This is a genomic window from Pseudomonas alvandae (assembly GCF_019141525.1).
GTDB classification, from domain to species: Bacteria; Pseudomonadota; Gammaproteobacteria; order Pseudomonadales; family Pseudomonadaceae; genus Aquipseudomonas; species Aquipseudomonas alvandae.
This window is the reverse complement of sequence record NZ_CP077080.1, coordinates 4,460,255-4,485,905: the sequence shown is the minus strand read 5'-3', so window position 1 is coordinate 4,485,905 and position 25,651 is coordinate 4,460,255. Positions and strand designations below refer to the sequence as shown.

Annotated in this window: 21 protein-coding genes and 4 tRNA genes; 23 read left to right on the top strand and 2 right to left on the bottom strand. The window is 62.3% G+C overall.

What is annotated here, in order from left to right; translation table 11 throughout:
* The first annotated feature begins 17 nt into the window (after window positions 1-17).
* From gltX to KSS97_RS19860, 10 genes are all read left to right on the top strand, one after another.
* Window positions 18-1,499, top strand: coding sequence for a glutamate--tRNA ligase (gene gltX, locus KSS97_RS19905; protein ID WP_217859977.1), 1,482 nt, complete (start codon window positions 18-20; stop codon window positions 1,497-1,499).
* Window positions 1,500-1,645: 146 nt separating this feature from the next.
* Window positions 1,646-1,721, top strand: a tRNA-Ala gene (locus tag KSS97_RS19900).
* Between the two features lie 79 nt (window positions 1,722-1,800).
* Window positions 1,801-1,876: transfer RNA gene (locus tag KSS97_RS19895), tRNA-Glu, on the top strand.
* 53 nt (window positions 1,877-1,929) lie between these two features.
* Window positions 1,930-2,005: transfer RNA gene (locus tag KSS97_RS19890), tRNA-Ala, on the top strand.
* Window positions 2,006-2,081: 76 nt separating this feature from the next.
* Window positions 2,082-2,157 (top strand) — tRNA-Glu (locus KSS97_RS19885).
* A gap of 179 nt (window positions 2,158-2,336) precedes the next feature.
* Window positions 2,337-2,876, top strand: coding sequence for a TetR/AcrR family transcriptional regulator (locus KSS97_RS19880; protein ID WP_030142039.1), 540 nt, complete (start codon window positions 2,337-2,339; stop codon window positions 2,874-2,876).
* A gap of 27 nt (window positions 2,877-2,903) precedes the next feature.
* Window positions 2,904-3,737, top strand: a complete 834-nt coding sequence (locus KSS97_RS19875) for an alpha/beta fold hydrolase (RefSeq protein ID WP_030142038.1) — start codon at window positions 2,904-2,906, stop codon at window positions 3,735-3,737.
* 44 nt (window positions 3,738-3,781) lie between these two features.
* Window positions 3,782-4,267 carry an acyl-CoA thioesterase gene (locus KSS97_RS19870; protein ID WP_217859976.1) on the top strand — a complete coding sequence of 162 codons (486 nt, stop codon included), beginning with the start codon at window positions 3,782-3,784 and terminating at the stop codon, window positions 4,265-4,267.
* A 245-nt stretch (window positions 4,268-4,512) separates the two neighbouring features.
* Entirely contained in the window at window positions 4,513-5,472 is a 960-nt protein-coding gene (locus tag KSS97_RS19865; RefSeq protein ID WP_217859975.1) for a tRNA dihydrouridine synthase, read from the top strand.
* Between the two features lie 118 nt (window positions 5,473-5,590).
* Entirely contained in the window at window positions 5,591-6,043 is a 453-nt protein-coding gene (locus KSS97_RS19860) for an Hsp20 family protein (protein WP_030142036.1), read from the top strand.
* Window positions 6,044-6,274: 231 nt separating this feature from the next.
* On the opposite strand, the gene KSS97_RS19855 is transcribed toward KSS97_RS19860, so the two are convergent.
* Together KSS97_RS19855 and KSS97_RS19850 are read right to left on the bottom strand one after the other, a co-directional pair.
* Window positions 6,275-9,553 carry an EAL domain-containing protein gene (locus tag KSS97_RS19855; RefSeq protein WP_030142035.1) on the bottom strand — a complete coding sequence of 1,093 codons (3,279 nt, stop codon included), beginning with the start codon at window positions 9,551-9,553 and terminating at the stop codon, window positions 6,275-6,277.
* A 67-nt stretch (window positions 9,554-9,620) separates the two neighbouring features.
* Window positions 9,621-10,511, bottom strand: a complete 891-nt coding sequence (locus KSS97_RS19850) for a LysR family transcriptional regulator (protein ID WP_030142034.1) — start codon at window positions 10,509-10,511, stop codon at window positions 9,621-9,623.
* 157 nt (window positions 10,512-10,668) lie between these two features.
* On the opposite strand from KSS97_RS19850, the gene leuC reads away from it, so the two are divergent.
* The 13 genes from leuC to KSS97_RS19785 all read left to right on the top strand — a co-directional run bounded on the left by leuC (window position 10,669) and on the right by KSS97_RS19785 (window position 25,641).
* Window positions 10,669-12,087: a 3-isopropylmalate dehydratase large subunit gene (gene leuC / locus KSS97_RS19845; protein ID WP_003203866.1), complete on the top strand. Its 1,419-nt coding sequence runs from the start codon at window positions 10,669-10,671 to the stop codon at window positions 12,085-12,087.
* A gap of 11 nt (window positions 12,088-12,098) precedes the next feature.
* Window positions 12,099-12,743, top strand: a complete 645-nt coding sequence (gene leuD / locus KSS97_RS19840; RefSeq protein WP_217859974.1) for a 3-isopropylmalate dehydratase small subunit — start codon at window positions 12,099-12,101, stop codon at window positions 12,741-12,743.
* Window positions 12,744-12,900: 157 nt separating this feature from the next.
* Entirely contained in the window at window positions 12,901-13,665 is a 765-nt protein-coding gene (locus tag KSS97_RS19835) for a class I SAM-dependent methyltransferase (protein ID WP_217859973.1), read from the top strand.
* Window positions 13,666-13,721: 56 nt separating this feature from the next.
* The gene (gene leuB / locus KSS97_RS19830; RefSeq protein ID WP_198795934.1) at window positions 13,722-14,804 is read left to right on the top strand and encodes a 3-isopropylmalate dehydrogenase; all 1,083 of its coding nucleotides are present in this window, start codon (window positions 13,722-13,724) and stop codon (window positions 14,802-14,804) included.
* 54 nt (window positions 14,805-14,858) lie between these two features.
* Window positions 14,859-15,971 carry an aspartate-semialdehyde dehydrogenase gene (gene asd / locus KSS97_RS19825; RefSeq protein WP_030142030.1) on the top strand — a complete coding sequence of 371 codons (1,113 nt, stop codon included), beginning with the start codon at window positions 14,859-14,861 and terminating at the stop codon, window positions 15,969-15,971.
* 262 nt (window positions 15,972-16,233) lie between these two features.
* Complete coding sequence (locus KSS97_RS19820) at window positions 16,234-17,244, top strand: aspartate-semialdehyde dehydrogenase (RefSeq protein ID WP_217859972.1); 1,011 nt, start codon at window positions 16,234-16,236, stop codon at window positions 17,242-17,244.
* A 211-nt stretch (window positions 17,245-17,455) separates the two neighbouring features.
* A complete protein-coding gene (locus KSS97_RS19815; RefSeq protein ID WP_217859971.1) occupies window positions 17,456-20,044 on the top strand; it encodes a FimV/HubP family polar landmark protein in 2,589 nt (862 codons plus the stop codon).
* Between the two features lie 306 nt (window positions 20,045-20,350).
* Window positions 20,351-21,175: a tRNA pseudouridine(38-40) synthase TruA gene (truA, locus tag KSS97_RS19810; RefSeq protein WP_030142027.1), complete on the top strand. Its 825-nt coding sequence runs from the start codon at window positions 20,351-20,353 to the stop codon at window positions 21,173-21,175.
* 63 nt (window positions 21,176-21,238) lie between these two features.
* On the top strand, window positions 21,239-21,871 hold the full coding sequence (locus KSS97_RS19805) for a phosphoribosylanthranilate isomerase (RefSeq protein ID WP_217859970.1): 633 nt from the start codon (window positions 21,239-21,241) through the stop codon (window positions 21,869-21,871).
* A gap of 258 nt (window positions 21,872-22,129) precedes the next feature.
* Window positions 22,130-23,050, top strand: coding sequence for an acetyl-CoA carboxylase, carboxyltransferase subunit beta (gene accD, locus KSS97_RS19800; RefSeq protein ID WP_198795937.1), 921 nt, complete (start codon window positions 22,130-22,132; stop codon window positions 23,048-23,050).
* On the top strand, window positions 23,047-24,354 hold the full coding sequence (gene folC, locus KSS97_RS19795; RefSeq protein ID WP_217859969.1) for a bifunctional tetrahydrofolate synthase/dihydrofolate synthase: 1,308 nt from the start codon (window positions 23,047-23,049) through the stop codon (window positions 24,352-24,354). The genes accD and folC overlap by 4 nt, the downstream gene beginning before the upstream one ends.
* Entirely contained in the window at window positions 24,338-24,991 is a 654-nt protein-coding gene (locus KSS97_RS19790; RefSeq protein WP_198795939.1) for an SPOR domain-containing protein, read from the top strand. Before folC ends, KSS97_RS19790 begins: the two co-directional genes overlap by 17 nt.
* An 89-nt stretch (window positions 24,992-25,080) precedes the next feature.
* Window positions 25,081-25,641 (top strand): CvpA family protein, encoded by a 561-nt coding sequence (locus tag KSS97_RS19785; protein ID WP_030142022.1) that lies wholly within the window; start codon window positions 25,081-25,083, stop codon window positions 25,639-25,641.
* The last annotated feature ends 10 nt before the right edge of the window (window positions 25,642-25,651 follow it).

Genomic DNA, 25,651 nt, shown 5'->3' with positions numbered 1-25,651 from the left:
TCTTTCCGAGACATGCCATGACCACCGTCCGTACCCGCATCGCGCCTTCGCCTACTGGCGATCCCCATGTCGGCACCGCTTACATCGCCTTGTTCAACTATTGCTTTGCCAAGCAGCACGGCGGTGAGTTCATCCTGCGGATCGAGGATACGGACCAGTTGCGTTCGACCCGCGAGTCGGAACAGCAGATTTTCGACGCCCTGCGCTGGCTTGGCATCGACTGGAGCGAAGGCCCGGACGTTGGCGGTCCGCACGGCCCGTATCGCCAGAGCGAGCGTGGCGAGATCTACAAGCAGTACTGCCAGCAACTGGTGGACATGGGGCACGCATTCCCGTGCTTCTGCACCGCCGAAGAGCTCGACCAGATGCGCGCCGAGCAGATTGCCCGTGGCGAAACCCCGCGCTACGACGGCCGCGCGCTGCTGCTGTCCAAGGAAGAAGTCGCCCGTCGCCTGGCCGCTGGCGAGCCCCACGTGATCCGCATGAAGGTGCCGAGCGAAGGCGTCTGCGTGGTGCCAGACATGCTGCGTGGCGATGTCGAGATCCCGTGGGATCGCATGGACATGCAAGTGCTGATGAAGACCGACGGCCTGCCGACGTACTTCCTGGCCAACGTGGTCGACGACCACCTGATGGGCATCACCCACGTCCTGCGCGGTGAAGAATGGCTGCCGTCGGCGCCGAAACTGATCCTGCTCTACGAATACTTCGGCTGGGAGCAACCGCAGCTGTGCTACATGCCGCTGCTGCGTAACCCGGACAAGAGCAAGCTGTCCAAGCGCAAGAACCCGACCTCGGTGACGTTCTACGAGCGCATGGGCTTCATGCCCGAGGCGATGCTCAACTACCTGGGACGCATGGGCTGGTCGATGCCGGACGAGCGCGAGAAGTTCTCCCTGCAGGAAATGGTCGAGCACTTCGACCTGTCCCGTGTTTCCCTGGGTGGGCCGATCTTCGACGTCGAAAAGCTATCCTGGCTCAACGGCCAGTGGCTGCGCGACTTGCCGGTTGAAGAATTCGCCGCTCGCGTGCAGAAGTGGGCATTCAACCCCGAATACATGATGAAGATCGCGCCGCACGTGCAGGGCAGGGTCGAGACGTTCAGCCAGATCGCCCCGTTGGCCGGGTTCTTCTTTGCCGGCGGCGTGACGCCTGATGCGAAGCTGTTCGAATCCAAGAAGCTCTCGGGCGACCAGGTGCGGCAGTTGATGCAGTTGATCCTGTGGAAGCTCGAAAGCCTGCGCCAGTGGGAGAAGGACAGCATCACCGCGACCATCCAGGCCGTGGTCGAATCCCTGGAGCTGAAATTGCGCGACGCCATGCCGCTGATGTTTGCCGCCATTACCGGCCAGGCGAGCTCGGTGTCGGTGCTCGATGCGATGGAAATCCTCGGCCCGGACCTGACCCGTTTCCGCCTGCGCCAGGCCATCGATCTGCTCGGTGGCGTGTCGAAGAAGGAAAACAAGGAGTGGGAAAAACTGCTGGGCGCGATTGCTTAAGCGGTCGATGGAGCAGGGCATGCCCCGGTTTTCCGGGGTTTGTCGGTAAGTGATTGTTATCCCGGCAAAAAATTTTCAAATTCTTTGAAAATAAATTTGACAGCCCTCCGATACGCCCTTAAGATTCGCCCCGTCCTCAGCGATGAGGGGCTATAGCTCAGCTGGGAGAGCGCTTGCATGGCATGCAAGAGGTCGACGGTTCGATCCCGTCTAGCTCCACCAATTTACACTTCAAGGCCTGGCCACACCGACCTTGAAGCGATCAACACTCAGCGTTGATCAGTTGTATAGAAGGGTTTGCGTCCCCTTCGTCTAGTGGCCTAGGACACCGCCCTTTCACGGCGGTAACAGGGGTTCGAGTCCCCTAGGGGACGCCAGTTTTACAGAAGCGATGTTACAAGATGTCGCTCCGCCGCGAGGCGAAAAATCCGGGGCTATAGCTCAGCTGGGAGAGCGCTTGCATGGCATGCAAGAGGTCGACGGTTCGATCCCGTCTAGCTCCACCAATTTACACTTCAAGGTCTGGCCACACCGGCCTTGAAGCGATCAGTTCTCAGCGCTGATCATGTTCAGAAGGTTTGTGTCCCCTTCGTCTAGTGGCCTAGGACACCGCCCTTTCACGGCGGTAACAGGGGTTCGAGTCCCCTAGGGGACGCCACGATTACCCGCTCTGCGGGATTTTATAAGGGTCATTCAATTATTGAATGGCCCTTTTGTTTGTCTGGCGTTCAGCCAATTTCCTTATCCTCGAAAAATACTTCTGACCAGCGGTCGATATTTCGCTTGCGGAAATTTATTATGGGAATAATATTTCAATCGTAATATTCGGAGGCAACGATGAGCGATAAAAAAGCACAAACCCGTGAGCGCATTCTCAAGGCCGCCAGTGATGCACTGATCCAGCGCGGGCCGGCCGAGCCGAGCGTGGGCGAGGTGATGGGCGCGGCCGGGCTGACGGTGGGCGGTTTCTATGCCCATTTCGAAAGCAAGGACGCGTTGATGCTGGAGGCGTTCAAGCAATTGCTGAATCGTCGCCGTGGCTTGATCGCCGACATGGATTCGGAACTGACGGGTGAGGAGCGGCGCGCCTTGGTCGCAGCGTTCTACCTGTCGCGCAAGCACCGTGACTCCACCGAGCAGGCGTGCCCGATCCCGGCGTCGGTCGGTGAACTCGGGCGGCTGCCGGATGCGTTTCGCGAGGTGCTTAACGAACATATCGAGTTGATGGTCGCGCAGTTGGCGGCCAGTCCTGAAGACGCTGACAAAGCGCTGGCCGACATTGCCTTGATGGTTGGCGGCCTGGCCCTGGCACGGGCGTTGGGCCCGGGCGAGTTATCGGATCGTTTGCTGCGCGCCGCCAAGTCGGCGGTGCGCTGAGCTGAGGCGCAAGCCCTGGAGATGAGCATGGACAGGTTGAGCTGGATTCGTGGCGTCAATGGCACCCTTGGCCGGATAGCTCCGCGCCTGGTGGCGAAGAAAATGCGTAAGGTGTTCATGAGTCCCCGCAACCTGCCACCGCGAGATTGGGAGCTGCCATTGCTGGCTTCGTCGGAGCGCATCACCTTGCGCTTCGGCCTGTCCGCCTTGCGTTGGGGCAAAGGCCCGGCCGTCCTGCTGATGCACGGCTGGGAAGGGCGGCCAACGCAGTTCGCGGCCTTGATCAACGCGCTCGTCGATGCCGGCTATACGGTAGTGGCGCTGGATGGGCCGGCCCATGGCCGCTCGCCCGGTCATGAGGCCAACGTCCTGTTGTTTGCCCGGGCAATGCTTGAGGCCGCGGCGGAATTGCCACCATTGCAAGCGGTCATCGGCCATTCCATGGGAGGCGCCAGTGCCATGCTGGCAGTTCAGTTGGGCTTGCGCACCGAGACGCTGGTGAGCATCGCCGCGCCGGCGCGGATCCTCGGCGTGCTGCGTGGCTTTGCCCGGATGATGGGAATGCCACCCCGGGCGCGCTCGGCCTTTATTCGCCAGGTGGAGCAAGACGTGGGCATGCAGGCTTCGAAGATGGACGTCGCGCAATACCAGTTGGATATTCCGGGCTTGATCGTCCACGCCGAGGACGATACGTCGGTTTCGGTGAAGGAATCGCAGCTGATCCATGAGGCCTGGTTCGACAGTCGCTTGCTGCGGTTACCCCAGGGCGGCCATCAGCGAGTCCTGGCCGATCCCCGTGTCATTGATGGCGTGTTATCACTGTTGGCCGGACGCAGCCTGCAAGCGCGGCAATCGGCTTGAGCTTCCGTTACACTGCCCCGATCCACATTTGACAGGAGACGGGCATGGGCTGGGATCGGGCAACGCCGTTCATCATTGACCTTCAGGTGAATGTCGAAGACATCGACGGGCTGGGCCACGCCAACAATGCGGTGTACGTCACCTGGCTGGAACGCTGCGCCTGGCGCCATTCTCAGCGCCTGGGCCTGGACCTGGTGGAGTATCGCCGGCTGGATCGGGCCATGGCAGTGGTGCGGCATGAAATCGATTACCTGGCGGCGGCCTATGAGGGCGACGAATTGCAGTTGGCGACCTGGATCGTCGACTGGGACCAGCGGCTGAAAATGACCCGGCATTTCCAACTGGTACGTCCCAGCGACAACACCACGTTGCTGCGGGCCCAGACCACGTTCGTCTGCATTGAACTGTCCACTGGCCGGCCCAAGCGCATGCCGGCGGAATTCATCGAAGGGTATGGCGTAGCGCTAAATCCCTGTGGGAGCGAGCTTGCTCGCGATAGCGGCGGTACATCCAACATCCTCGCAAACTGACCCGCCGCCATCGCGAGCAAGCTCGCTCCCACAGGGATTTGTGGTGAATGTTGGATTTTTGAACGCTCAAGTACCCTGTGGGAGCGAGCTTGCTCGCGAAGGCGTCGGCACAGCCAACCTCCCCGCAAACTGACATTCCGCCATCGCGAGCAAGCCCGCTCCCACAGGGTTTGGTGGTGAATTCCGATGTCGGGGGCAAAATCCGCTAAACTGCCGCACGTTTTTTCGTTCGAGTGTGTGTTTCCATGCAAATTGCCCTGGCGCCCATGGAGGGGTTGGTCGACAACATCCTGCGGGACGTCCTGACCCGTGTTGGCGGTATCGACTGGTGCGTCACCGAGTTCATCCGCGTCAACGACCGTCTGCTCACGCCGGCTTATTTCCACAAACTCGGCCCTGAACTGCTGACCGGTGCCTGGACTGCCGCGGGCGTGCCGCTGCGGGTGCAATTGCTGGGCTCCGACCCGGTGTGCCTGGCGGAGAACGCGGCGCTGGCCTGCGAGCTGGGTTCCGAGGTGATCGACTTGAATTTCGGCTGCCCCGCCAAGACCGTGAACAAATCCCGGGGCGGGGCGGTGTTGCTCAAAGAGCCTGAGCTGCTCAACGAAATTGTCGAGCACGTACGGCGCGCCGTGCCCAAGCACATTCCGGTTACAGCGAAGATGCGCCTCGGCTTCGACAGCCCGGACGGCGCGCTGGTCTGCGCCACGGCGCTGGCTGAAGGTGGCGCGGCGCATATCGTCGTGCATGCGCGGACCAAGGTTGACGGCTACAAGCCACCGGCCCACTGGGAGTGGATTCCCCGCGTCCAGGACGTGGTCAAGGTGCCGGTGTTCGCCAATGGCGATATCTGGAGCGTCGAAGACTGGCGCCGGTGCCGCGAAATCAGCGGTGTCGAGGACATCATGCTCGGCCGTGGCCTGGTGTCCCGTCCCGACCTGGCCCGGCAGATCGCCGCTGCCCGGGCCGGTGAGGAGATCATCGAGATGACCTGGGCCGACCTGCAACCGATGCTCCAGGATTTCTGGTTGCAAGTGGTCGAGCAACTGACGCCACGCCAGGCGCCGGGTCGCTTGAAACAATGGCTGGCCATGCTGACCCGCAACTACCCTGAGGCGGTTGAGCTGTTCAGTGCCGTGCGCCGGGAAACCGACCTGGACGCGGTGGGCCATTTATTGGGTGTGCAGCGCACCGAAGCGGCCTGAAAAAATTTCAAAAAAGGCTCTTGAAAAGTTTTTGGCGGACCCTAGATAAGGGGTACGCGATGCCGAATTCGGGTCGCGGAGACAAAAAAACTTGCTGAACTTTCAGGAGATTTGAATCATGAGTACTGCATTTTCGCTGGCCCCTCTGTTCCGTTCCTCGGTGGGCTTCGACCGTTTCAACGACCTGTTCGAAACCGCACTGCGCAACGAGCCGGGCAGCAGCTATCCACCCTACAATGTAGAAAAACATGGCGATGACGAATACCGCATCGTAGTCGCCGCCGCCGGGTTCCGGGAAGAAGACCTGGACCTGCAAGTGGAGAAAGGTGTGCTGACCATCAGTGGCGGCAAGCGCGAGGCCAGCAACGACAGCGTGACCTTCCTGCACCAGGGCATCGCCCAGCGTGCGTTCAAGCTGTCCTTCCGGTTGGCGGACCATATCGAGATCAAATCCGCCGGCCTGAGCAACGGTCTGTTGAGCATCGACCTGTTGCGCGTGGTACCGGAAGAGGCGAAAGCCAAGCGCATCCCTATCAACGGTGCGCAGCAGAAACCCGCGCTGGAGAATTGATCCCATCGTCATTGAAGAAGGGCGCCGAAATGGCGCCCTTTTTCATTTTTGAGATTGGTGGAAGATTAATTGTGGCGAGGGGATTTATCCCCGCTGGGCTGCGAAGCGGCCCCAAAAAAGAACAGACGACGCTGTTTATCCTGGCACACCGAGGCGACGGCTTTAGGGCTGCTTCGCAGCCCAACGGGGATAAATCCCCTCGCCACAAGGGTTCCCCGCCGCGTTTCCATGTCACGGCAACAACCGCTCAAACGCCTCCAGCGGCAACGGCCGGCTGTGCAGATAACCCTGGTACAAATGACAATCGAGCCCTTGCAGGAACTGCAGTTGCTCCAAGGTCTCCACGCCTTCGGCAATCATCACCAGGTTGAGGCTGCGGGCCATGGCGACGATGGCGCGGATGATTTCGGCGTCGTTCGGGTCGCTGGTGGCGTCCCGCACGAATGACTGGTCGATTTTCAACGTGTCGACCGGTAGGCGCTTGAGGTACGTCAGCGACGAATAACCGGTGCCAAAGTCATCCATGGCGAAGCTCACTCCAAGCTTTTTGAGCCGGCGCATCTTGGCAATGGTGTCGTCCAGGTTCTGGATCACGATGCCCTCGGTAATTTCCAGCTTCAACATGCCACACGGCAGGCCGTGGTGGGCGAGGCTGTTTTCGATGCGTTCGACGAAATCGCTCTGGCGAAATTGCCGTGGGCTGATGTTCACGCACAGGCTGAATTGCTGCGGATCGATCTTGCCCTTGGCGATCAGTTGCCTGAAGCCATCGCAGGCTTCATCGAGGATCCAGGTGCCGACCTCGAGAATCAGCCCACTGTCCTCCAGGACCTTGATGAACTCGTTGGGCGATTGTGCGCCCAGGTCCGGGTGATGCCAGCGCACCAACGCCTCGGCTCCGATGATGCGGTTGTCCCGGGCGTCGACCTGGGGCTGGAAATGCACGCTGAACTCGTTGCGGGCCAAGGCCTGACGCAGGTCGGTTTCCATGCGCAACCGCTCGCTGGCTGCTTTTTGCATCGTGGTGTGAAACATCTGCGAGGTGTTGCGTCCCGAATCCTTGGCGCGGTACAGGGCAATGTCGGCGCGCTTGAGCAGGTCGGTGGGCGTCGAGCCATGGTCCGGAATCAGTGCCATGCCGATGCTTGGCGTGACTTGCAGCCGTTGGCCGTCGAGGAACATCGGCTCGGAAAGCAGTTCACGCAGTGTGTCGGCGAGGTTCTGTACCTGTTGGCTGACCATGCCGCGCGTACCTTCCAGGCCGCTGAGCAACACCACGAACTCGTCGCCGCCCAATCGCGCCACGGTGTCTTCGAGGCGCACGCTGGCTTCGAGGCGGGCGGTAATGATTTTCAGCACCGTGTCGCCCACCGGATGGCCAAGGGAGTCGTTGATGTGCTTGAAGTGGTCCAGGTCGAGGAACAGCAATGCCCCGCGCAGATTGTGGCGCTTGAGCAAGGCGATCTGCTGGCTCAGTCGGTCCATCAACAGCGCCCGGTTGGGCAGGTTGGTCAGGGAATCGTGGTAGGCCAGGTGGCGGATCTGGGCCTCGGCGTTGCGCAGCAGGCTCACGTCCCGGGCGGTCAGCAGCAGGCAAGCCTTCTCGTTGAGCGTGATCGGTTCGACCGACACCTCCACCGTGAGGGCTTCCCCGCGCTTGTTGCGCCCGAGCATTTCCTGGTGAAGGACGCGGCCCTTGAGCTGCAATTCCGCCAACAGGGCCGCGCGCTGTTTCTCCTCGGCCCAGATGCCAACTTCGTAGACCGTACGACCAATCACTTCATCGGCGCGATAACCGGTGAGGCGGCAGAAGCCGTCGTTGACTTCCAGGTATCGGCCGCTTTCGAATTCGGTAATGGTGATGGCGTCCGGGCTGGAGTGGAACGCCTTGGCGAACTTTTCCTCGCTGGCCTTGAGCGCCGCTTCGGAGCGTTGCTGCTGGGTGATGTCTCGCAGGGTCGTGACGATGCAAGGCTGGTTGCCGACGTTGATCTGGCGGCTGGAAATGACGCACGTCAGCGGCTGGCCATTCTTGTGATAGACCACCACGGCGACATTGCTCAGCGATTGTTCGCGAATCACCCGCTCGATGCGTTGCAGGCTGCTGCCCGAAGCGTCCCACAGGCCAATCTCGTCGGCACTGCGACCGAGCACGTCGCTGGCGGCCCAGCCGAAGGTCTGGGTGAAGCTGGAGTTGATTTCGATAAACCGGCCGTCGTCCTGGTGGGTGACGCAGATCGGGTCGGGGCTGACCTGGAACAGTGTCGCGAATTTTTCTTCCGAGGCCGCCAGGCTCTGTTCGCGCTCCACCTGGTCGGTGATGTCGAGCAAGGTGCCGGCCATGCGCAGGGGGCTGCCGTCGTCGTTGCGGTAGAGGCGGGCACGGCTTTCCAGGTAGCGCGAGCTGCCGTCCGGCAGTTGTACGCGGTAGGTCAGTTGATAGTTGCCCGCCGGGCCTTCGCGCAGGCTGCGGTAGGCGTTGCGCATGTTATTGCGCTCTTCGGTAGGTACACCTTCGAAAAACGCATCGAACGATTCATGGAATGCCTTGGGTTCCAGGCCATGAAGCTGCGCTGCCCGGGCCGATCCGTAGAGCATGCCGCTTGGAATGTGCCAGTCCCAAGTCCCCAGTTGTGCCGAGTCGAGGGCCAGGTCGAGGCGCTCCTGGCTGTCCTTGAGAGCCTGTTCAGCGAGTTTGCGCTCGGTGGTGTCGAGGAACGTGCTCAGCAAGTAAGGCTGGCCTTCGAGCTCGACCTTCTGGGCGCTGAGAATGCCATTGTGGATCTGGCCGTTACTGGCGCGGAACTCCACCTCCATGCTGATCAGTTCGCCCTTGGCCTTGGTCGCTTCCACCAGTTTCGCCCGTTGGCTGGGGTCTACCCACAAGCCCAGTTCCAGGGTGGTGCGGCCGATCACGTCATGCACCGGCCAGCCGAACAGGCTTTCGAAATACTGGTTGGCTTCGCTGATCAGCCCGTCCTCCTGACGGGTGAGCAGGACCATGTTCGGGCACAGGTGAAAGAGCGTGGCGAAGCGCTTTTCCGAGCTGCGCAGCGCTTGTTCCCGTTCGCGCTGGTGGGTGATTTCCCGAATGACCCCGATCATGCGCGGCCGACCGTGTTTGTCGGGTAGCACGCTGCCGCTGATTTCCAGCCAGTGCAGGCTGCCGTCGGGCCAGACGATGCGGTGGTGCATCGCCTGTTCAAGCGGTGCGCCGGCCACCGCCGCGTGGAACGCGCGCACGGCCCTGGACCGGTCCTCAGGCAGCAGCAGGTCGAGGTAATCCACGTCTGCGGGCAACGGCTGGCGCGGATCGAAGCCGAACAGTGCCTGGGTGCCCCGCGACCAACTGATCTGCCCGGTATCGATGTCCCAAGACCAAGCCCCCAGCCGCGCTCCGTTCAGGGCGGCCAGCAATTGTGGCGCGCTGTCCCAGCTTTGCTCGGACCGTTTCGGGTCCAGCGCCTGGATACGCGGCAGGGGCGGGAGATGGTCAGCGGGTTTGGGCATTCTCTAGCGGGCCTTGGGCAGATGGGCGTTATGCGCAGGCGTAGTGGCCCTATAGGAGTAGCACAACTTATGCCCTTGTCCCTGGCAGATCGATTTGTGCGTCCAATAGAGCCATGAAGGCCCGCGCGGCGTTCGACAGCGTCCGTTCGGTGTGCAGGATATAGCCTAGCTGGCGACTGAGCTGTATGCCCGGCAAAGGAATGCGCGCTACCTGCTCATCGAGCATGGTGCGCGGCAAAACGCTCCAGGCCAGGCCGATGGAGACCATCATCTTTATGGTTTCCAGATAATTCGTGCTCATGGCGATGTTCGGCGTCAGGCCCTGGGCTTCGAACAATCGCCGCACGATGTGATGAGTGAAGGTATTGCCGCCCGGGAAGACTGCTGGGTGCAAGGCAATGTCCGCCAGGCTCACCGCGCCGTTTTCCAGCAACGCATGCTCCGGGGCCACGACGAAATCCAGCGGGTCGTCCCACACGGGCGCGGCGCGTACCAGCGCGTGGGGTTCGGGGGCGAGGGTGATGACGGCCAGTTCTGCCCGGCCATGGAGGATTTCTTCGTAGGCCACTTCCGAATCCAGGAACTGAATATCCAGGGCCACCTGTGGGTAGCGTCGGGTGAACTCCCTCAATAAAGGCGGCAAGCGGTGCAGGCCGATGTGGTGGCTGGTGGCGAGGGTCAGGCGCCCGGTGACTTCACCGGTCAGGTTGGTCAGGGCGCGGCGAGTGTCGTCGAGTACGTTGAGGATCTGGTAGGCCCGCGGCAGCAGGGCCCGACCGGCTTCGGTCAGGCCGACTTCGCGGCCCAGTCGATCGAACAGGCGCACGTTGAGCTGCTGTTCCAGCCCGGCAATCCGCTTGCTGATGGCGGGTTGGGTCAGGTGCAGGCGTTCGCCGGCACCGGAGAAGCTGCCCGTTTCGGCGATGGCAATAAAGGCGTTGAGGTTGGCGAGGTCCATGGCCGTTTCAGTCGAATTCCTGTTGGTTATGCAAAGTATGAAAAATATGAATTTGAGTTATTTAATGTAGCCTCATAACATCAGCCTCACAAGCCAAGGGGTCATTGACCTGTTCAAGGCCCAGGGCATAGAAACAAGCTGATGAGGAAACCGTCTGATGGCCGGCAAAACGCTCTACGACAAGCTCTGGGATTCGCATTTGGTCAAGCAGCGCGACGATGGCTCGGCGCTGATCTACATCGACCGTCACATCATCCACGAAGTGACCTCGCCGCAAGCCTTCGAAGGCCTGCGCCTGGCCGGGCGCAAGCCGTGGCGCATCGATGCCAACATCGCGACCCCGGACCACAACGTACCGACCACGCCGGAGCGCAAGGGCGGCATCGAGGCGATTGCCGACCAGGTCTCGCGCCTGCAAGTCCAGACCCTCGACGACAACTGTGACGAATACGGCATCGTCGAATTCAAGATGAACGACGTGCGCCAAGGCATCGTCCACGTCATCGGCCCGGAGCAGGGCGCGACCTTGCCGGGCATGACCGTGGTCTGCGGCGACTCGCACACCTCGACCCACGGTGCATTCGGCGCCTTGGCCCACGGTATCGGCACGTCCGAGGTCGAGCATGTGCTCGCCACCCAGTGCCTGGTCGCCAAGAAAATGAAGAACATGCTGGTGCGCGTCGAGGGCAAGTTGCCGTTCGGCGTGACCGCCAAGGACATCGTCCTGGCCGTAATCGGCAAGATCGGCACCGCTGGCGGTAACGGCCATGCCATCGAATTCGCTGGCAGCGCGATCCGCGACTTGTCCGTCGAAGGCCGCATGACCATCTGCAACATGTCCATCGAGGCCGGGGCCCGCGTCGGCCTGGTGGCCGCCGATGAAAAAACCGTGGAATACGTCAAGGGCCGTCCGTTCTCGCCAAAGGGCGCGGAATGGGACATGGCGGTCGAAGCCTGGAAAGACCTGGTGTCCGACGCCGATGCGAAGTTCGACACCGTGGTCGAGCTCGACGCGACGCAGATCAAGCCGCAAGTCAGTTGGGGCACTTCGCCGGAAATGGTGTTGGCGGTGGACCAGAACGTGCCGGATCCGGCCAAGGAAATGGACCTGGTCAAGCGCGATTCCATTGTCCGCGCCTTGAAGTACATGGGCTTGAGCGCCAACCAGGCGATCACCGACATTCAGCTCGATCGCGTGTTCATCGGTTCCTGCACCAACTCGCGGATCGAAGACCTGCGCGCCGCTGCCGTGATCGCCAAGGGCCGCAAGGTCGCCTCGACCATCAAGCAGGCGATCGTGGTCCCAGGCTCTGGCCTGGTGAAGGCCCAAGCCGAAGCAGAAGGGCTGGACAAGATTTTCCTCGAAGCCGGTTTCGAATGGCGTGAGCCGGGGTGCTCGATGTGCCTGGCCATGAACCCGGACCGTTTGGAGTCGGGCGAGCATTGCGCTTCCACCTCCAACCGTAACTTCGAAGGCCGTCAAGGCGCCGGTGGCCGTACGCACCTGGTGAGCCCGGCGATGGCCGCCGCGGCGGCTGTCAACGGCCGTTTCGTCGACGTCCGCGAATTGATCTGAAGGAGCGCAGCATGAAAGCTTTTACCCAGCACACCGGTCTTGTCGCGCCTTTGGATCGTGCCAACGTCGACACCGACCAGATCATTCCCAAGCAGTTCTTGAAATCCATCAAGCGCACCGGTTTCGGCCCGAACCTGTTCGACGAATGGCGCTACCTGGATGTCGGCCAGCCGTACCAGGACAACTCCAAGCGTCCGCTGAACAAGGATTTCGTCCTCAACGCCGAGCGTTACCAGGGCGCCAGTGTGTTGCTGGCCCGGGAGAACTTCGGCTGCGGTTCGAGCCGCGAACACGCGCCATGGGCCTTGGAAGAGTACGGCTTCCGCAGCATCATCGCGCCGAGCTACGCCGACATCTTCTTCAACAACAGCTTCAAGAACGGCTTGCTGCCGATCATCCTCAGCGACGCCGAAGTGGATGAGCTGTTCCTGCAGGTCGAGGCCAACCCTGGCTATCAATTGCAGATCGACCTGGCGGCCCAGACCGTGACCCGTCCCGACGGCAAGGTGCTGGGTTTCGAGATCGATGCGTTCCGCAAGCATTGCCTGCTCAATGGCCTGGATGACATCGGCCTGACCTTGCAGGACGGCGAGGCGATAGCTGCGTTCGAAGCCAAGCATCGGGCGAGCCAACCTTGGTTGTTTCGTGATGCTTGATTGACCGGAAATTGATGCAGTCAGTGCTGGCCTCTTCGCGAGCAAGCCCGCTCCCACACTGGATTAGCGGCGTTCACAAAACCCCTTGTGGGAGCGGGCTTGCTCGCGAAGACGGCGGCACTGGCAATACAAAGCTAGACCTAAAAAGGAAGTCCCCATGACCAGCACCGCCCACAGCCAAGTCGTACAAAAGCAATTCGGTGAACAGGCCTCGGCCTACCTGAGCAGTGCCGTGCACGCCCAGGGCGCTGAGTTCGCGCTGCTACAGGCAGCGTTGGCCGGTCGTGGCGATGCCCGTGTGCTGGACCTGGGCTGCGGCGCCGGCCATGTGAGTTTCCACGTGGCGCCATTGGCCGGTGAAGTGGTGGCCTACGACCTGTCGCAGCAGATGCTCGACGTGGTGACCGCAGCAGCGGCTGAGCGCGGCCTGGGCAATATCAGCACGGTTCGTGGCGCCGCCGAGCGGTTGCCGTTCGCCGACGGTGAGTTCGACTTCGTGTTCAGCCGTTATTCGGCGCATCATTGGAGCGATCTCGGCCTGGCGCTGCGAGAAGTGCGCCGGGTGCTCAAGCCTGGCGGGGTGATGGCGTTCATCGACATCCTGTCGCCGGGGACGCCGTTGCTGGACACCTACTTGCAGAGCATCGAAGTGCTGCGCGACACCAGCCATGTGCGTGATTATTCGGCTGATGAATGGTTGCGCCAGGTCAGCGAAGCGGGGCTGCACACCCGCAGTACTTCGCGCCAGCGCCTGCGCCTGGAATACCTGTCCTGGGTCGAGCGCATGCGCACCCCCGAGGTAATGCGTGCTGCGATTCTCGAGCTGCAGCGTTCGATGGGCGACGAAGTGCGTGAATATTTTCAGATTGAGGCCGATGGTTCGTTCAGTACAGATGTGCTGGTGCTGTGGGCCGAGCGATAGATTTTTCCCGGCCAGCCCCAGCGGGTGGTGCCGAAAACCGAACAAACGAGGAAAGCATGAGCAAGCAGATTCTGATTCTCCCAGGTGATGGCATCGGCCCGGAAATCATGGCCGAGGCGGTCAAGGTCCTGGAACTGGCGAACGGCAAGTACGGCTTGGGCTTCGAGCTCAGCCACGACGTGATCGGTGGCGCGGCCATCGACAAGCACGGCGTGCCGCTGGCCGATGAAACCCTCGACCGGGCCCGTGCCGCCGATGCCGTGCTGCTGGGCGCCGTGGGCGGCCCGAAATGGGACAAGATCGAACGCGACATCCGCCCTGAGCGCGGCCTGCTGAAGATTCGTGCGCAACTGGGCCTGTTCGGCAACCTGCGTCCGGCGATCCTTTACCCGCAACTGGCCGACGCCTCGAGCCTGAAGCCGGAAATCGTCTCCGGCCTGGACATTCTCATCGTCCGTGAGCTGACCGGCGGCATCTATTTCGGCGCTCCGCGCGGCACCCGCGAGCTGGAAAACGGCGAGCGCCAGGCCTACGACACCCTGCCGTACAGCGAAAGCGAAATCCGCCGTATCGCCCGGGTCGGCTTCGACATGGCCCGCGTGCGGGGCAAGAAGCTGTGCTCGGTGGACAAGGCCAACGTCTTGGCTTCCAGCCAACTGTGGCGTGAAGTGGTCGAGCAAGTGGCCAAGGATTACCCGGACATCGAGCTGAGCCACATGTACGTCGACAACGCCGCGATGCAACTGGTCCGCGCGCCGAAGCAGTTCGACGTGATCGTCACCGACAATATGTTCGGCGACATCCTGTCCGACGAAGCGTCAATGCTCACCGGCTCCATCGGCATGCTGCCGTCTGCTTCCCTGGACGCTAACAACAAGGGCATGTACGAGCCGTGCCACGGTTCGGCACCGGACATCGCCGGGCAGGGCATTGCCAACCCATTGGCGACCATCCTGTCGGTGTCGATGATGCTGCGCTACAGCTTCAACTTGAACGATGCCGCCGACGCGATCGAAAAAGCCGTCAGCGTGGTCCTGGACCAAGGCTTGCGCACCGGTGATATCTGGTCGCAAGGTTGTACCAAAGTCGGTACGCAGCAAATGGGCGATGCAGTAGTCGCCGCGCTGCGGAATCTGTAATCTTTCGGGCCCACCGCTTCGACGGTGGCCCACTTTTGTAAAGGTGTAGTTGCGATGAAACGTGTAGGTCTGATCGGTTGGCGCGGCATGGTCGGTTCCGTGCTCATGCAGCGAATGCTGGAAGAGCAGGATTTCGATCTCATTGAGCCGGTGTTTTTCACCACCTCCAACGTTGGTGGCCAAGGCCCGTCCGTGGGCAAGGACACCGGTGTGCTCAAGGATGCCTACAGCATCGAAGAGCTCAAGACCCTCGACGTGATCCTGACCTGCCAGGGCGGCGACTACACCAGCGAAGTGTTCCCCAAGCTGCGTGAAGCCGGCTGGCAGGGTTACTGGATCGACGCCGCTTCCAGCCTGCGCATGCAGGACGACGCGGTGATCATCCTCGACCCGGTGAACCGCAAGGTCATCGACCAGCAGCTGGATGCGGGCACCAAGAACTACATCGGCGGCAACTGCACCGTCAGCCTGATGCTGATGGGCCTGGGCGGTCTGTTCGAGGCTGGTCTGGTGGAGTGGATGAGCGCGATGACCTACCAGGCGGCTTCCGGCGGTGGCGCGCAGCACATGCGTGAGCTGATCAAGCAAATGGGCGTGACCCACGGCGCCGTGGCCGATGAACTGGCGAACCCGGCCAGTGCCATCCTGGACATCGACCGCAAGGTCGCCGAAGCGATGCGCAGCGATGCCTACCCGACCGAGAATTTCGGCGTGCCGCTGGCCGGCAGCCTGATTCCGTGGATCGACAAGGAACTGCCGAACGGCCAGAGTCGCGAAGAGTGGAAGGCCCAGGCCGAGACCAACAAGATCCTCGGTCGCTTCAAGAGCCCGATCCCGGTGGACGGCATCTGCGTGCGCATCGGCGCCATGCGTTGCCACAGCCAGGCGCTGACCATCAAGCTGAACAAAGACGTGCCGATCGCCGACATCGAAGGCTTGATCAGCCAGCACAACCCTTGGGTCAAGCTGGTGCCGAACAACCGTGAGACCAGCATGCAGGAGCTGAGCCCGACCAAGGTCAACGGCACCCTGAACGTACCGGTGGGCCGCTTGCGCAAGCTGAACATGGGCTCGCAGTTCGTCGGTGCCTTCACCGTCGGCGACCAACTGCTGTGGGGCGCGGCTGAACCGCTGCGCCGCATGCTGCGGATCCTGCTTGAACGTTGATCGGTTGCTGCTGTGAAAGAACCCGCGCCTTGTGAGAGGCGCGGGTTTTTTATTGGAAGAGCCGCTTGAGGCATGTGGTGTCAGAGGCGGCCTCATCGCGAGCAAGCTCGCTCCCACATGGGATCTTCAGTGGCCGCAAGACTTGTGGGAGCGAGCTTGCTCGCGATGGGGCCAGCCCAGGCTCCGCAAATCCCTTGCCAATTGCCTGCCCACCCACCACCCGGTAAAGTGCCGCTCCCCACGTTTTACCTGAGGTAGACCCATGAGCCAGTCCTTTGATATTGCCGTGATCGGCGCCACCGGTACTGTCGGCGAAACCCTCGTCCAGATTCTCGAAGAACGCAACTTCCCCATAGGCAACCTGCACCTGCTGGCCAGCAGCGAATCGGCGGGCAGCTCGGTGATGTTCCGTGGCAAAAACGTGCGGGTGCGCGAGGTCGATGAGTTCGATTTCAGCAAAGTCCAACTGGTGTTTTTCGCGGCGGGGCCGGCAGTGACCCTGAGCTTCGCCCCGCGAGCCACCGCCGCCGGTTGCGCGCTGATCGACCTGTCCGGTGCGCTGCCAGCCGACCAGGCGCCGCAGATCGTGCCGGAGGCCAACCCGCAGGTGCTGGCCAACCTGTCCAAACCGTTTCAGGTCAGCAGCCCCAGCCCCTCGGCCACGGTCCTGGCCGTTGCCTTGGCACCGCTGCGCCAATGCCTGGATATACAGCGCGTGAGCCTGACCGCCAGCCTCGCCGTGTCCGCCCAGGGCCGTGTAGCTGTGAGCGAGCTGGCGCGCCAGACCGCCGAGTTGCTCAATGCTCGTCCGCTCGAGCCGAAATTCTTCGATCGGCAGATGGCATTCAATCTGTTGGCCCAGGTGGGCACTCCCGATGAGCAGGGCCATACCCAGCTTGAAAGACGCCTGGTGAGTGAGTTGCGCCAAGTGCTGGAGCAACCTTTGTTAAAGATTTCCGTCACTTGCATTCAAGCCCCAGTGTTTTTTGGCGATAGCTTTAGCGTGACCGTAGAGTCTGCCGGTCCTGTTGACTTGGCTAAGGTCAACGCGGCCCTGGAGGCGGCGCCTGGTATCGAACTGGTGGAGGCGGGGGATTACCCGACCCCGGTAGGCGATGCGGTAGGGCAGGATGTGGTCTACATCGGTCGCGTGCGCGGCGGTATCGACGATCCGGCGGAACTAAATATGTGGCTGACGTCAGATAACGTGCGCAAGGGCGCGGCACTCAATGCGGTGCAGGTGGCTGAGTTGTTGATAAAAGACCTGCTGTAAAAGATACTTGGCAACAATTTGTCGAATGATTCTAGCTGGGCGCTATGCTTGGCCAGAGTGCTGAAGGCGAACCTCCCTCCCGGGGACGCTTTCCCGGGCATGAGTGAAACGATCGCGCGCACCGTCGCTTCGGGGCTGCGCGCAATGCCTTACGGCAGCGGCATCAACACCTTCTCGCTGGCCGAGGAATGTTCAAACAAAGGAAGAGGCTATGGTTCAAGTTCGCAAACTGGTGTTAGCAATAGCGGCCGCCTCGGCGCTGTCCTCCGGTATGGCGCATGCGCTCGGGCTCGGGGAGTTGACCCTGAAATCGCCGCCGAACCAGCCTCTGGTGGCCGAAATCGAACTGCTCGATGTCCAGCAATTGACCGCTGCCGAAGTGGTGCCGAGCCTGGCTCCACCCGAAGAATTCGCCAAGGCGGGCATTGATCGCCAAGCCTTTCTCAACGACTTGAGCTTCACCCCGGTGATCAACGCCAACGGCAAGAGCGTCCTGCGCGTCACGTCCAGCCGGCCGGTGTCCGAGCCGATGGTCAAGTTCCTCGTGCAGGTGATGTGGCCCAACGGCCGCTTGCTGCGCGACTACAGCGTACTGCTCGATCCGTCCAAATTCTCGCCGCAGGCCGCCGATGCCGCCCGGGCGAAGCCTTCCCAAGTGGTTGCCACGCCAGTCACTGGCGCGACCAAGCCGTCCCAATACACCACCACGCCGCGCGACACCCTGTGGGAAATCGCCGCCAAGGTACGCAACGGTGGGTCGGTCCAGCAGACCATGCTGGCGATCCAGGCGTTGAACCCGAACGCCTTCATCAATGGCAACATCAACCTGCTCAAGACCGGCCAGGTATTGCGCCTGCCCGATCCGGTGCAGAGCACGGCGCTGCCGCAACCCCAGGCGATCGCCGAAGTGGCGGCCCAGAATGCCGCTTGGCGCCAGGGCCGTCGAGGCGTGGCGGGTAACGGCCGGCAACAGTTGGATGCCACCAAGCGTGGCGGCAAGGAAGGCGCGCCGGCACAGGCCGCCGGTCGCGATAACCTGAGCCTGGTTTCCGCCGAGTCGGCGAAGGCCGGCGGCAAGGGCAAAGGGGCTGCCGGCGATGCCCAGGCACTGAGCAACAAGCTTGCCGTGACCCAGGAAAGCCTCGATTCGGCTCGTCGCGACAACGAAGAACTGAAAAGCCGCATGGCGGATTTGCAGAGCCAGTTGGATAAGCTGCAGCGCCTGATCGAACTGAAGAACAATCAACTGGCCAAGATGCAGGCCGAAGGCGCCGCTGTCCCGCCCGCGGGCGGATCGACCCCGGCGATGTCGGCAGAACTGACGCCCGCACCGTCGGCACAAGCACCGGCAACCGCGCCAGCAGCGACTCCCGAGGCGGCTCCTGAAGCGACCCCACCGGCCACGCCGGTCGAGCCGACGCCGGCGGCTTCCGATGAGAAAAAATACAATGACCTGCTGACCAATCCGATCCTGCTGGGGTTGATTGGTGGCGGTGCGTTGGTCCTGTTGCTGCTGCTATTGCTGCTTGCGCGTCGCCGCAAGGCCCAGCAGGAAGCCGAGAAACATGTGCGTATGGCCCGAGCCCTCGAGGAGGAGGCCGACTTCTCCCCGGAGCTCGATCTGCCCCCGAGCAGCTTCGAGGGCATTGAGGTTCCATCCCCCAGCGTAAAACTCGAACCCAAGCCAGTACCGGCACCGGCACCGAAGCCAGCCCCGGTGGTCGCGCCCGTCGTCGTCACGCCACCGATCGCCGCGCCGCTGGTGGCCCCGGCCGCCGACCGCTCCGACGATGTGTTGCCCCAGGCACAGTCCCACATCGATCGTGGTCGCTTGAACCAGGCGGCTGACCTGCTTGAGCAAGGCATCAAGGCCGAGCCTCAGCGCAGCGACCTGCGTTTGAAACTGATGGAAGTCTACGGCCAGCAGGGCGACCGCGATGCGTTCATCGCCCAGGAGCGCCAATTGGTCGCCAATGGCGAGAACTATGCCCAGGTGGAACAGCTCAAGAGCCGTTTCCCGGCCATGGTCGTCGCCGCCTCGGCAGGCCTGGCAGCAGCGGCTGTGGCCGCTGAGCTGGACGCGCAGTACGTCAAGGACCTGCTGGAAGACAAGCCGGCAACCGATGAAGAACTCGACAGCGCCTTCGACCTGAGCCTGGATGACCTAGACACAACTCCGACCGCCCCGGCACCCGAGCCGCTGGCCGAGCTGGACGCGTTTCCGGAAGACGACGACCTGAGTTTCGAATCGGTGCTCAAGCAGCAGACCCAAGCCAATGAAAGCCTGGACGATCTGCCGGAATTCGATCTGGACCTCGGCGCCGATGCTCCGGCACCGGCCTTGGCCGATGAAGATTTCCTGTTGGACCTGGATGACGACCTCAAGGGGCTGGACGTTCCAGCAGAGCAAACGCCGCTCCTGGACGATACGCCGTCGGACGATCTTGAGCTGCCGGCGGATTTCGATCTGTCCCTGGCCGACGAGATGGATGCTCATGAGCAGCCGAAGGATGCCTTCGAATCCGAGCTGGACGACGTCAACGCCGAGCTGGACCGGCTCTCCGACAGTCTGGCCCAGCCAACCTTCACGGCTGAAGATGCCCTGGCGACCGCCGACGACGAGCCGGACTTCGATTTCCTCAGCGGCACCGACGAAGTGGCGACCAAGCTCGATCTGGCCCAGGCCTATATCGACATGGGCGACAACGATGGTGCGCGGGATATCCTTGGCGAAGTCCTCAGTGAGGGCGATGCGACCCAGCAGAGCGAAGCGAAGGAGATGTTGTCGCGACTGGCGTGAGTCGGCGGTAACTAAAAACGGCAGCCGGTGAGGCTGCCGTTTTTGTTTGCAGGCAGTTCACGCGGCTGTAGTGGCGAGGGAGCTTGCTCCCGCTCGAGTGCGCAGCGCTCGCAAAAATAGCCGGCGCACCAAGGGAGGGGCTGCTGCGCAGCCAGCGGGAGCAAGCTCCCTCGCCACAAGGGCCCGTCGTTCCAACCCGGATCACGGTTGCACTGGCATCCCGCCGCACCCGCTTTATAATGCCCGCCTTTGCGTACCTCAGCAGGCTGTAATTCCTTGGCAAACATAGACAACCCGGCCGCCGAAATGGCGGCCGACGGCTTTTTTCGAATCGCCTTGGGCGTTGAATACAAAGGCTCTCGCTATCGCGGCTGGCAGCGTCAGGCCTCCGGTGTCCTGACGGTGCAGGAAACCCTCGAGAATGCGCTGTCCAAAGTCGCCGATTCGCCCGTGTCGCTGCATTGCGCCGGACGCACCGATGCCGGTGTGCACGCTTGCGGCCAGGTGGTGCATTTCGACACCCAGGTCGAGCGCTCGATGAAGGCCTGGGTCATGGGCGCGAACATCAACCTGCCGCACGATGTCAGCGTCAGCTGGGCGAAGGTGATGCCGGCGCATTTCCATGCGCGCTTCAAGGCCATCGCCCGGCGTTATCGCTACGTCATCTACAACGATCAGATTCGCCCGGCGCACCTGAACGAGGAAATCACCTGGAATCACCGTCCGCTGGACGTCGAGCGCATGGCCGAGGCTGCGCAATACCTGGTGGGTGTGCATGACTTCAGTGCCTTCCGTGCCGGCCAATGCCAGGCCAAGTCGCCGATCAAGGAGTTGCATCACCTGCGCGTGACCCGTCACGGCAAGATGATCGTGCTCGACATCCGCGCCAGCGCGTTCCTGCACCACATGGTGCGCAACATTGCCGGCGTGCTGATGACCATCGGCGCCGGCGAGCGGCCGGTGGAATGGGTCAAGGAAGTGCTCGACAGTCGCATTCGCCGTTCCGGTGGCGTGACGGCGCACCCCTTCGGCCTGTACCTGGTGCAGGTCGAATACCGTGACGAGTTTGAGCTGCCGGAGCGTTACATCGGGCCACATTTCCTCACGGGCTTCTCGGAACTCGACGGCTGACGCCCTTCGTTGCATTTGTTACCATCCGGGACTTTCACGGATTTGCCTGAGGTTTTAGCCACCATGCCGGTCGTTCGCAGCAAGATTTGCGGAATCACCCGGGTCGAAGACGCGCTGGCGGCGGTCGAGGCCGGTGCGGACGCCATCGGGCTGGTGTTCTACGCCAAGAGCCCGCGGGCGGTGACGGTGCAGCAGGCGAGGGCGATCATCCAGGCTCTGCCGCCGTTCGTGACCCCGGTGGGACTGTTCGTCAATGCCAGCCGTTGCGAACTGGGGGAAATCCTCGATGCGGTGCCGTTGGGTCTCTTGCAGTTCCACGGTGACGAGGCCTCGGCTGACTGTGAAGGCTGGCATCGGCCGTACATCAAGGCGTTGCGGGTCAAGGCGGGCGATGACATCGCGGCCAGTTGTGCAGCCTTCGCCAGTGCCAGCGGTATCTTGCTGGACACGTATGTGGAAGGGGTTCCGGGTGGGACTGGCGAAGCCTTCGACTGGTCGCTGGTACCGCAGGGCTTGAGCAAGCCGATCATCCTGGCCGGTGGCCTGACGGCGGACAACGTCGGTGAGGCCATTGTGCGGGTTCGCCCTTATGCGGTGGACGTCAGCGGCGGGGTGGAACAGGCCAGGGGCATCAAGGACCCGGCGAAGATCCGGGCGTTCATGGCGGCTGTGCGCAGCAGCCAATCGTCAATGTGACGGCTGGCAGACTGCCGCCGTCCATACCTGCACTGTACAAAGCAGGCAGGCGCCGCCTCCGGGTGGGCCGATAGCGTAGTGGCAATCGCGGTGCAGCGGTTGTCGGGAATGGCAGGGATGGTGGAGCTGGGCGCAGGTCATGTTTCGCGCTGACCGCGGTGGTTCCTCGATCCTCGCCGCACAATGAATTTAAGCTCAAGGGCATACGCGGGGCCGCGAACCAGAGCGTTCGGGCCGCCGGTACTGGAGAAAGAAAGCATGAGCAACTGGTTGGTAGACAAACTGATCCCTTCGATCATGCGTTCCGAGGTAAAGAAAAGCTCGGTGCCTGAAGGTCTGTGGCACAAATGTCCTTCCTGCGAAGCGGTGCTGTACCGCCCTGAGCTGGAAAAGACCCTGGACGTTTGCCCCAAGTGCAATCACCACATGCGCATCGGCGCGCGTGCCCGTATCGATATTTTCCTGGACGCCGAAGGTCGCGTGGAGCTGGGCGCTGACCTGGAGCCCGTGGACCGCCTGAAGTTCCGCGACGGCAAGAAGTACAAGGATCGCCTGACCGCGGCCCAGAAGCAGACCGGCGAGAAAGACGCCCTGGTGTCCATGAGCGGCACCCTGCTGGGCATGCCGGTGGTGGTTTCGGCCTTCGAATTTTCCTTCATGGGCGGTTCCATGGGCGCCATCGTCGGCGAGCGCTTCGTTCGCGCCGCCAACTACGCCCTGGAAAACCGTTGCCCGATGATCTGCTTCGCCGCCTCCGGTGGCGCGCGGATGCAGGAAGCCCTGATCTCGCTGATGCAAATGGCCAAGACCTCCGCGGTGCTGGCGCGTCTGCGCGAAGAAGGCATCCCGTTCATCTCGGTGCTGACCGACCCGGTCTACGGCGGTGTTTCCGCCAGCCTGGCGATGCTCGGCGACGTGATCGTCGGCGAGCCGAAAGCCCTGATCGGCTTTGCCGGCCCTCGCGTAATCGAACAGACCGTGCGTGAAAAGCTGCCGGAAGGTTTCCAGCGCAGCGAATTCCTGCTTGAACACGGCGCCATCGACATGATCATTCATCGTCAGGAACTGCGTCCGCGCCTGGGTAACCTGCTGGCGCAGTTGATGGGCCTGCCGACGCCCAAGTTCGTCGCCACGCCGATCGAACCGATGGTGGTTCCGCCGGTGCCTGCAGGCCTATGACCCAACGTACCCTGGGCGAATGGCTTGCCTACCTCGAGCAGTTGCATCCATCGGCCATCGACATGGGGTTGGAGCGCTCGCAAGCGGTAGCGTCCCGCATGGGACTGGCCAAGCCGGCGCCTCGGGTCATCACCGTCACCGGCACCAACGGCAAGGGTTCGACCTGCGCCTTCCTGGCCTCGCTGCTGCGGGCCCAGGGGTTGAATGTCGGTGTCTACAGTTCGCCGCACCTGCTGCGCTACAACGAGCGGGTGCAGGTCAACGGCATCGAAGCCTCCGACGCGCAGCTGTGCGAAGCCTTCGCGGCGGTGGAAGCCGGGCGAGGCGAGACTTCCCTGACCTATTTCGAAATGGGCACCCTGGCGGCGTTCTGGCTGTTCGCCCGTGCCGGCCTGGATGCCGTCGTGCTCGAAGTTGGCCTGGGTGGGCGTCTGGATACGGTCAATCTCGTGGACGCGGACATCGCCCTGGTCACCAGTATCGGCGTGGATCACGCCGATTACCTGGGCGACACCCGTGAATCCGTGGCTTTCGAGAAGGCCGGCATCTTTCGCCAGGGTGCGCCGGCACTCTGCGGCGATCTCGATCCGCCGCAACCGTTGCTGGATAAAGTTCGCGAGCTGAGTTGCCCGTTCTTTCTGCGTGGGCGGGACTTCGACCTGGCCATGACCGAGCAGCACTGGCAATGGCGTGGCAGCGATGCCAAGGGCAACCCGGTGGAGCTGCATGACCTGCCGCTGCTGGACTTGCCGATGGAGAACGCCGCGCTGGCACTCCAGGCCTACCTATTGCTGGGCTTGCCCTGGGAGTCCGGGCAGATTGTCCAGGCGTTGCAGGCGACTCGCGTCGTCGGTCGTCTTGATCGCCGCTCGTTCGATTGGCAAGGCAAGCGCCTGAACCTGTTGCTGGATGTCGGCCACAACCCCCACGCGGCGCTGTATCTGGCGGAACGCCTGGCGCGCCGTCCGGTGACAGGTAAGCGCCTGGCGGTGTTCGGGCTGCTATCGGACAAGGACCTGGATGGCGTTGTCGACGCGTTGAATGCTAGTGTCCAGCACTGGGCCGTGGCGCCGCTGGAATCACCGCGTTCGCGTCCGGCCAGAGAGTTGCAGGCAGCCTTGCAGCGTCGTGGCGCTTCGGTGGATGCTTATGGCAGCGTCGCCGCCGCCCTGGAAGGGCAGTGTGCCCTGGCGACACCCGATGACGAGATCCTGTTGTTCGGCTCATTTTTTTGCGTTGCCGAGGCCCTGCAATGGCTGGCCCGGCGCTCCACGGAGGAAGCTGCAGATGGCATTGCTGGATAAGGCGTACAAGCAGCGCATGGTCGGGGCCCTGGTATTGGTGGCCCTGGCGGTGATCTTCCTGCCGATGCTGTTTTCCCGTCAGGACGAGCAGCGCCAGGTCACGGTTGATGCGCCGGCCGCCCCGCAGGCGCCTTCGGTGCCGCCTGTGCAGGTTGAGCAGGTCGCGGTTCCCGAGCCCCAGGCGCTGCCTCAGGAGCCGGTGCCGAGCGATGAAGAACTCGCCCAGGAACCTGCTGCGCCAACAGCGCCTGTCGCGCCCGCTCCGACTGTGCCGAGCAAGCCAGCCGTCGCGCCAACGCCTGTTCCGGCGGCACCCGCTATCAAGCCAGCCCCGACCCAGCCGATCACCGCAGCCCCCAAGCCGGACACCACGCAAAGCCGTGTGGATGCCAATGGCCTGTCGGTCAGTTGGTCGGTGCAACTGGCCAGCCTGACCAGTCGTGACAGCGCCGAAAAACTGCAGAAAAACCTGCGCAGCCAGGGCTACAACGCCTACATCCGTTCTGCCGATGGCAAGAATCGGGTCTTTGTCGGTCCGTTGATCGAGCGTGCCGAGGCCGACCGCCTGCGCGACCTGCTCAATCGCCAGCAGAACCTCAAGGGCTTTGTGGTGCGCTTCCAGCCAGAGCGCGGTTGACCGCCATTTGGCTGATTTGAATCACGCAGCTTACCGACAGCCCTGCGCTCTGCTAAAATGCGCCGCCTTATCCGTCTGTAGGCTGCACCGTGCCATTTACCTGGGTTGACTGGGCGATCGTTGCAATCGTCGCCATCTCCGCTTTGATCAGTCTGAGTCGCGGCTTCGTCAAGGAAGCGCTCTCGCTGCTGACCTGGATCATTGCGGGAGTCGTAGCCTGGATGTTTGGTGGCTCGTTGTCCCAGTACCTCGCCGGATACATCGAAACACCGTCGGCCCGCGTGATCGCGGGCTGTGCCATCTTGTTTATCGCCACCTTGCTGGTGGGCGCAATGATCAATTATCTGATCGGCGAACTGATTCGCGTCACCGGGCTTTCCGGGACGGACCGGTTCCTGGGCATGGCCTTCGGCGCGGCGCGTGGCGCGTTGCTGGTGGTCGTCGCCGTCGGGCTGTTGAGCCTGGGGCCGGTACAGCAGGATACGTGGTGGCAGGAGTCCCGGCTCGTGCCACAATTTCTATTGGTCGCAGACTGGTCCAAGAACCTGATCCTGGGTTGGAGCAGTCAGTGGCTTGCCAGCGGTATCAGCGTACCCGCTGAAATACCGTTCAAGGAACACCTCTTGCCGACGGCCAAAACGCCGCAGTGAGTGTTGTTCA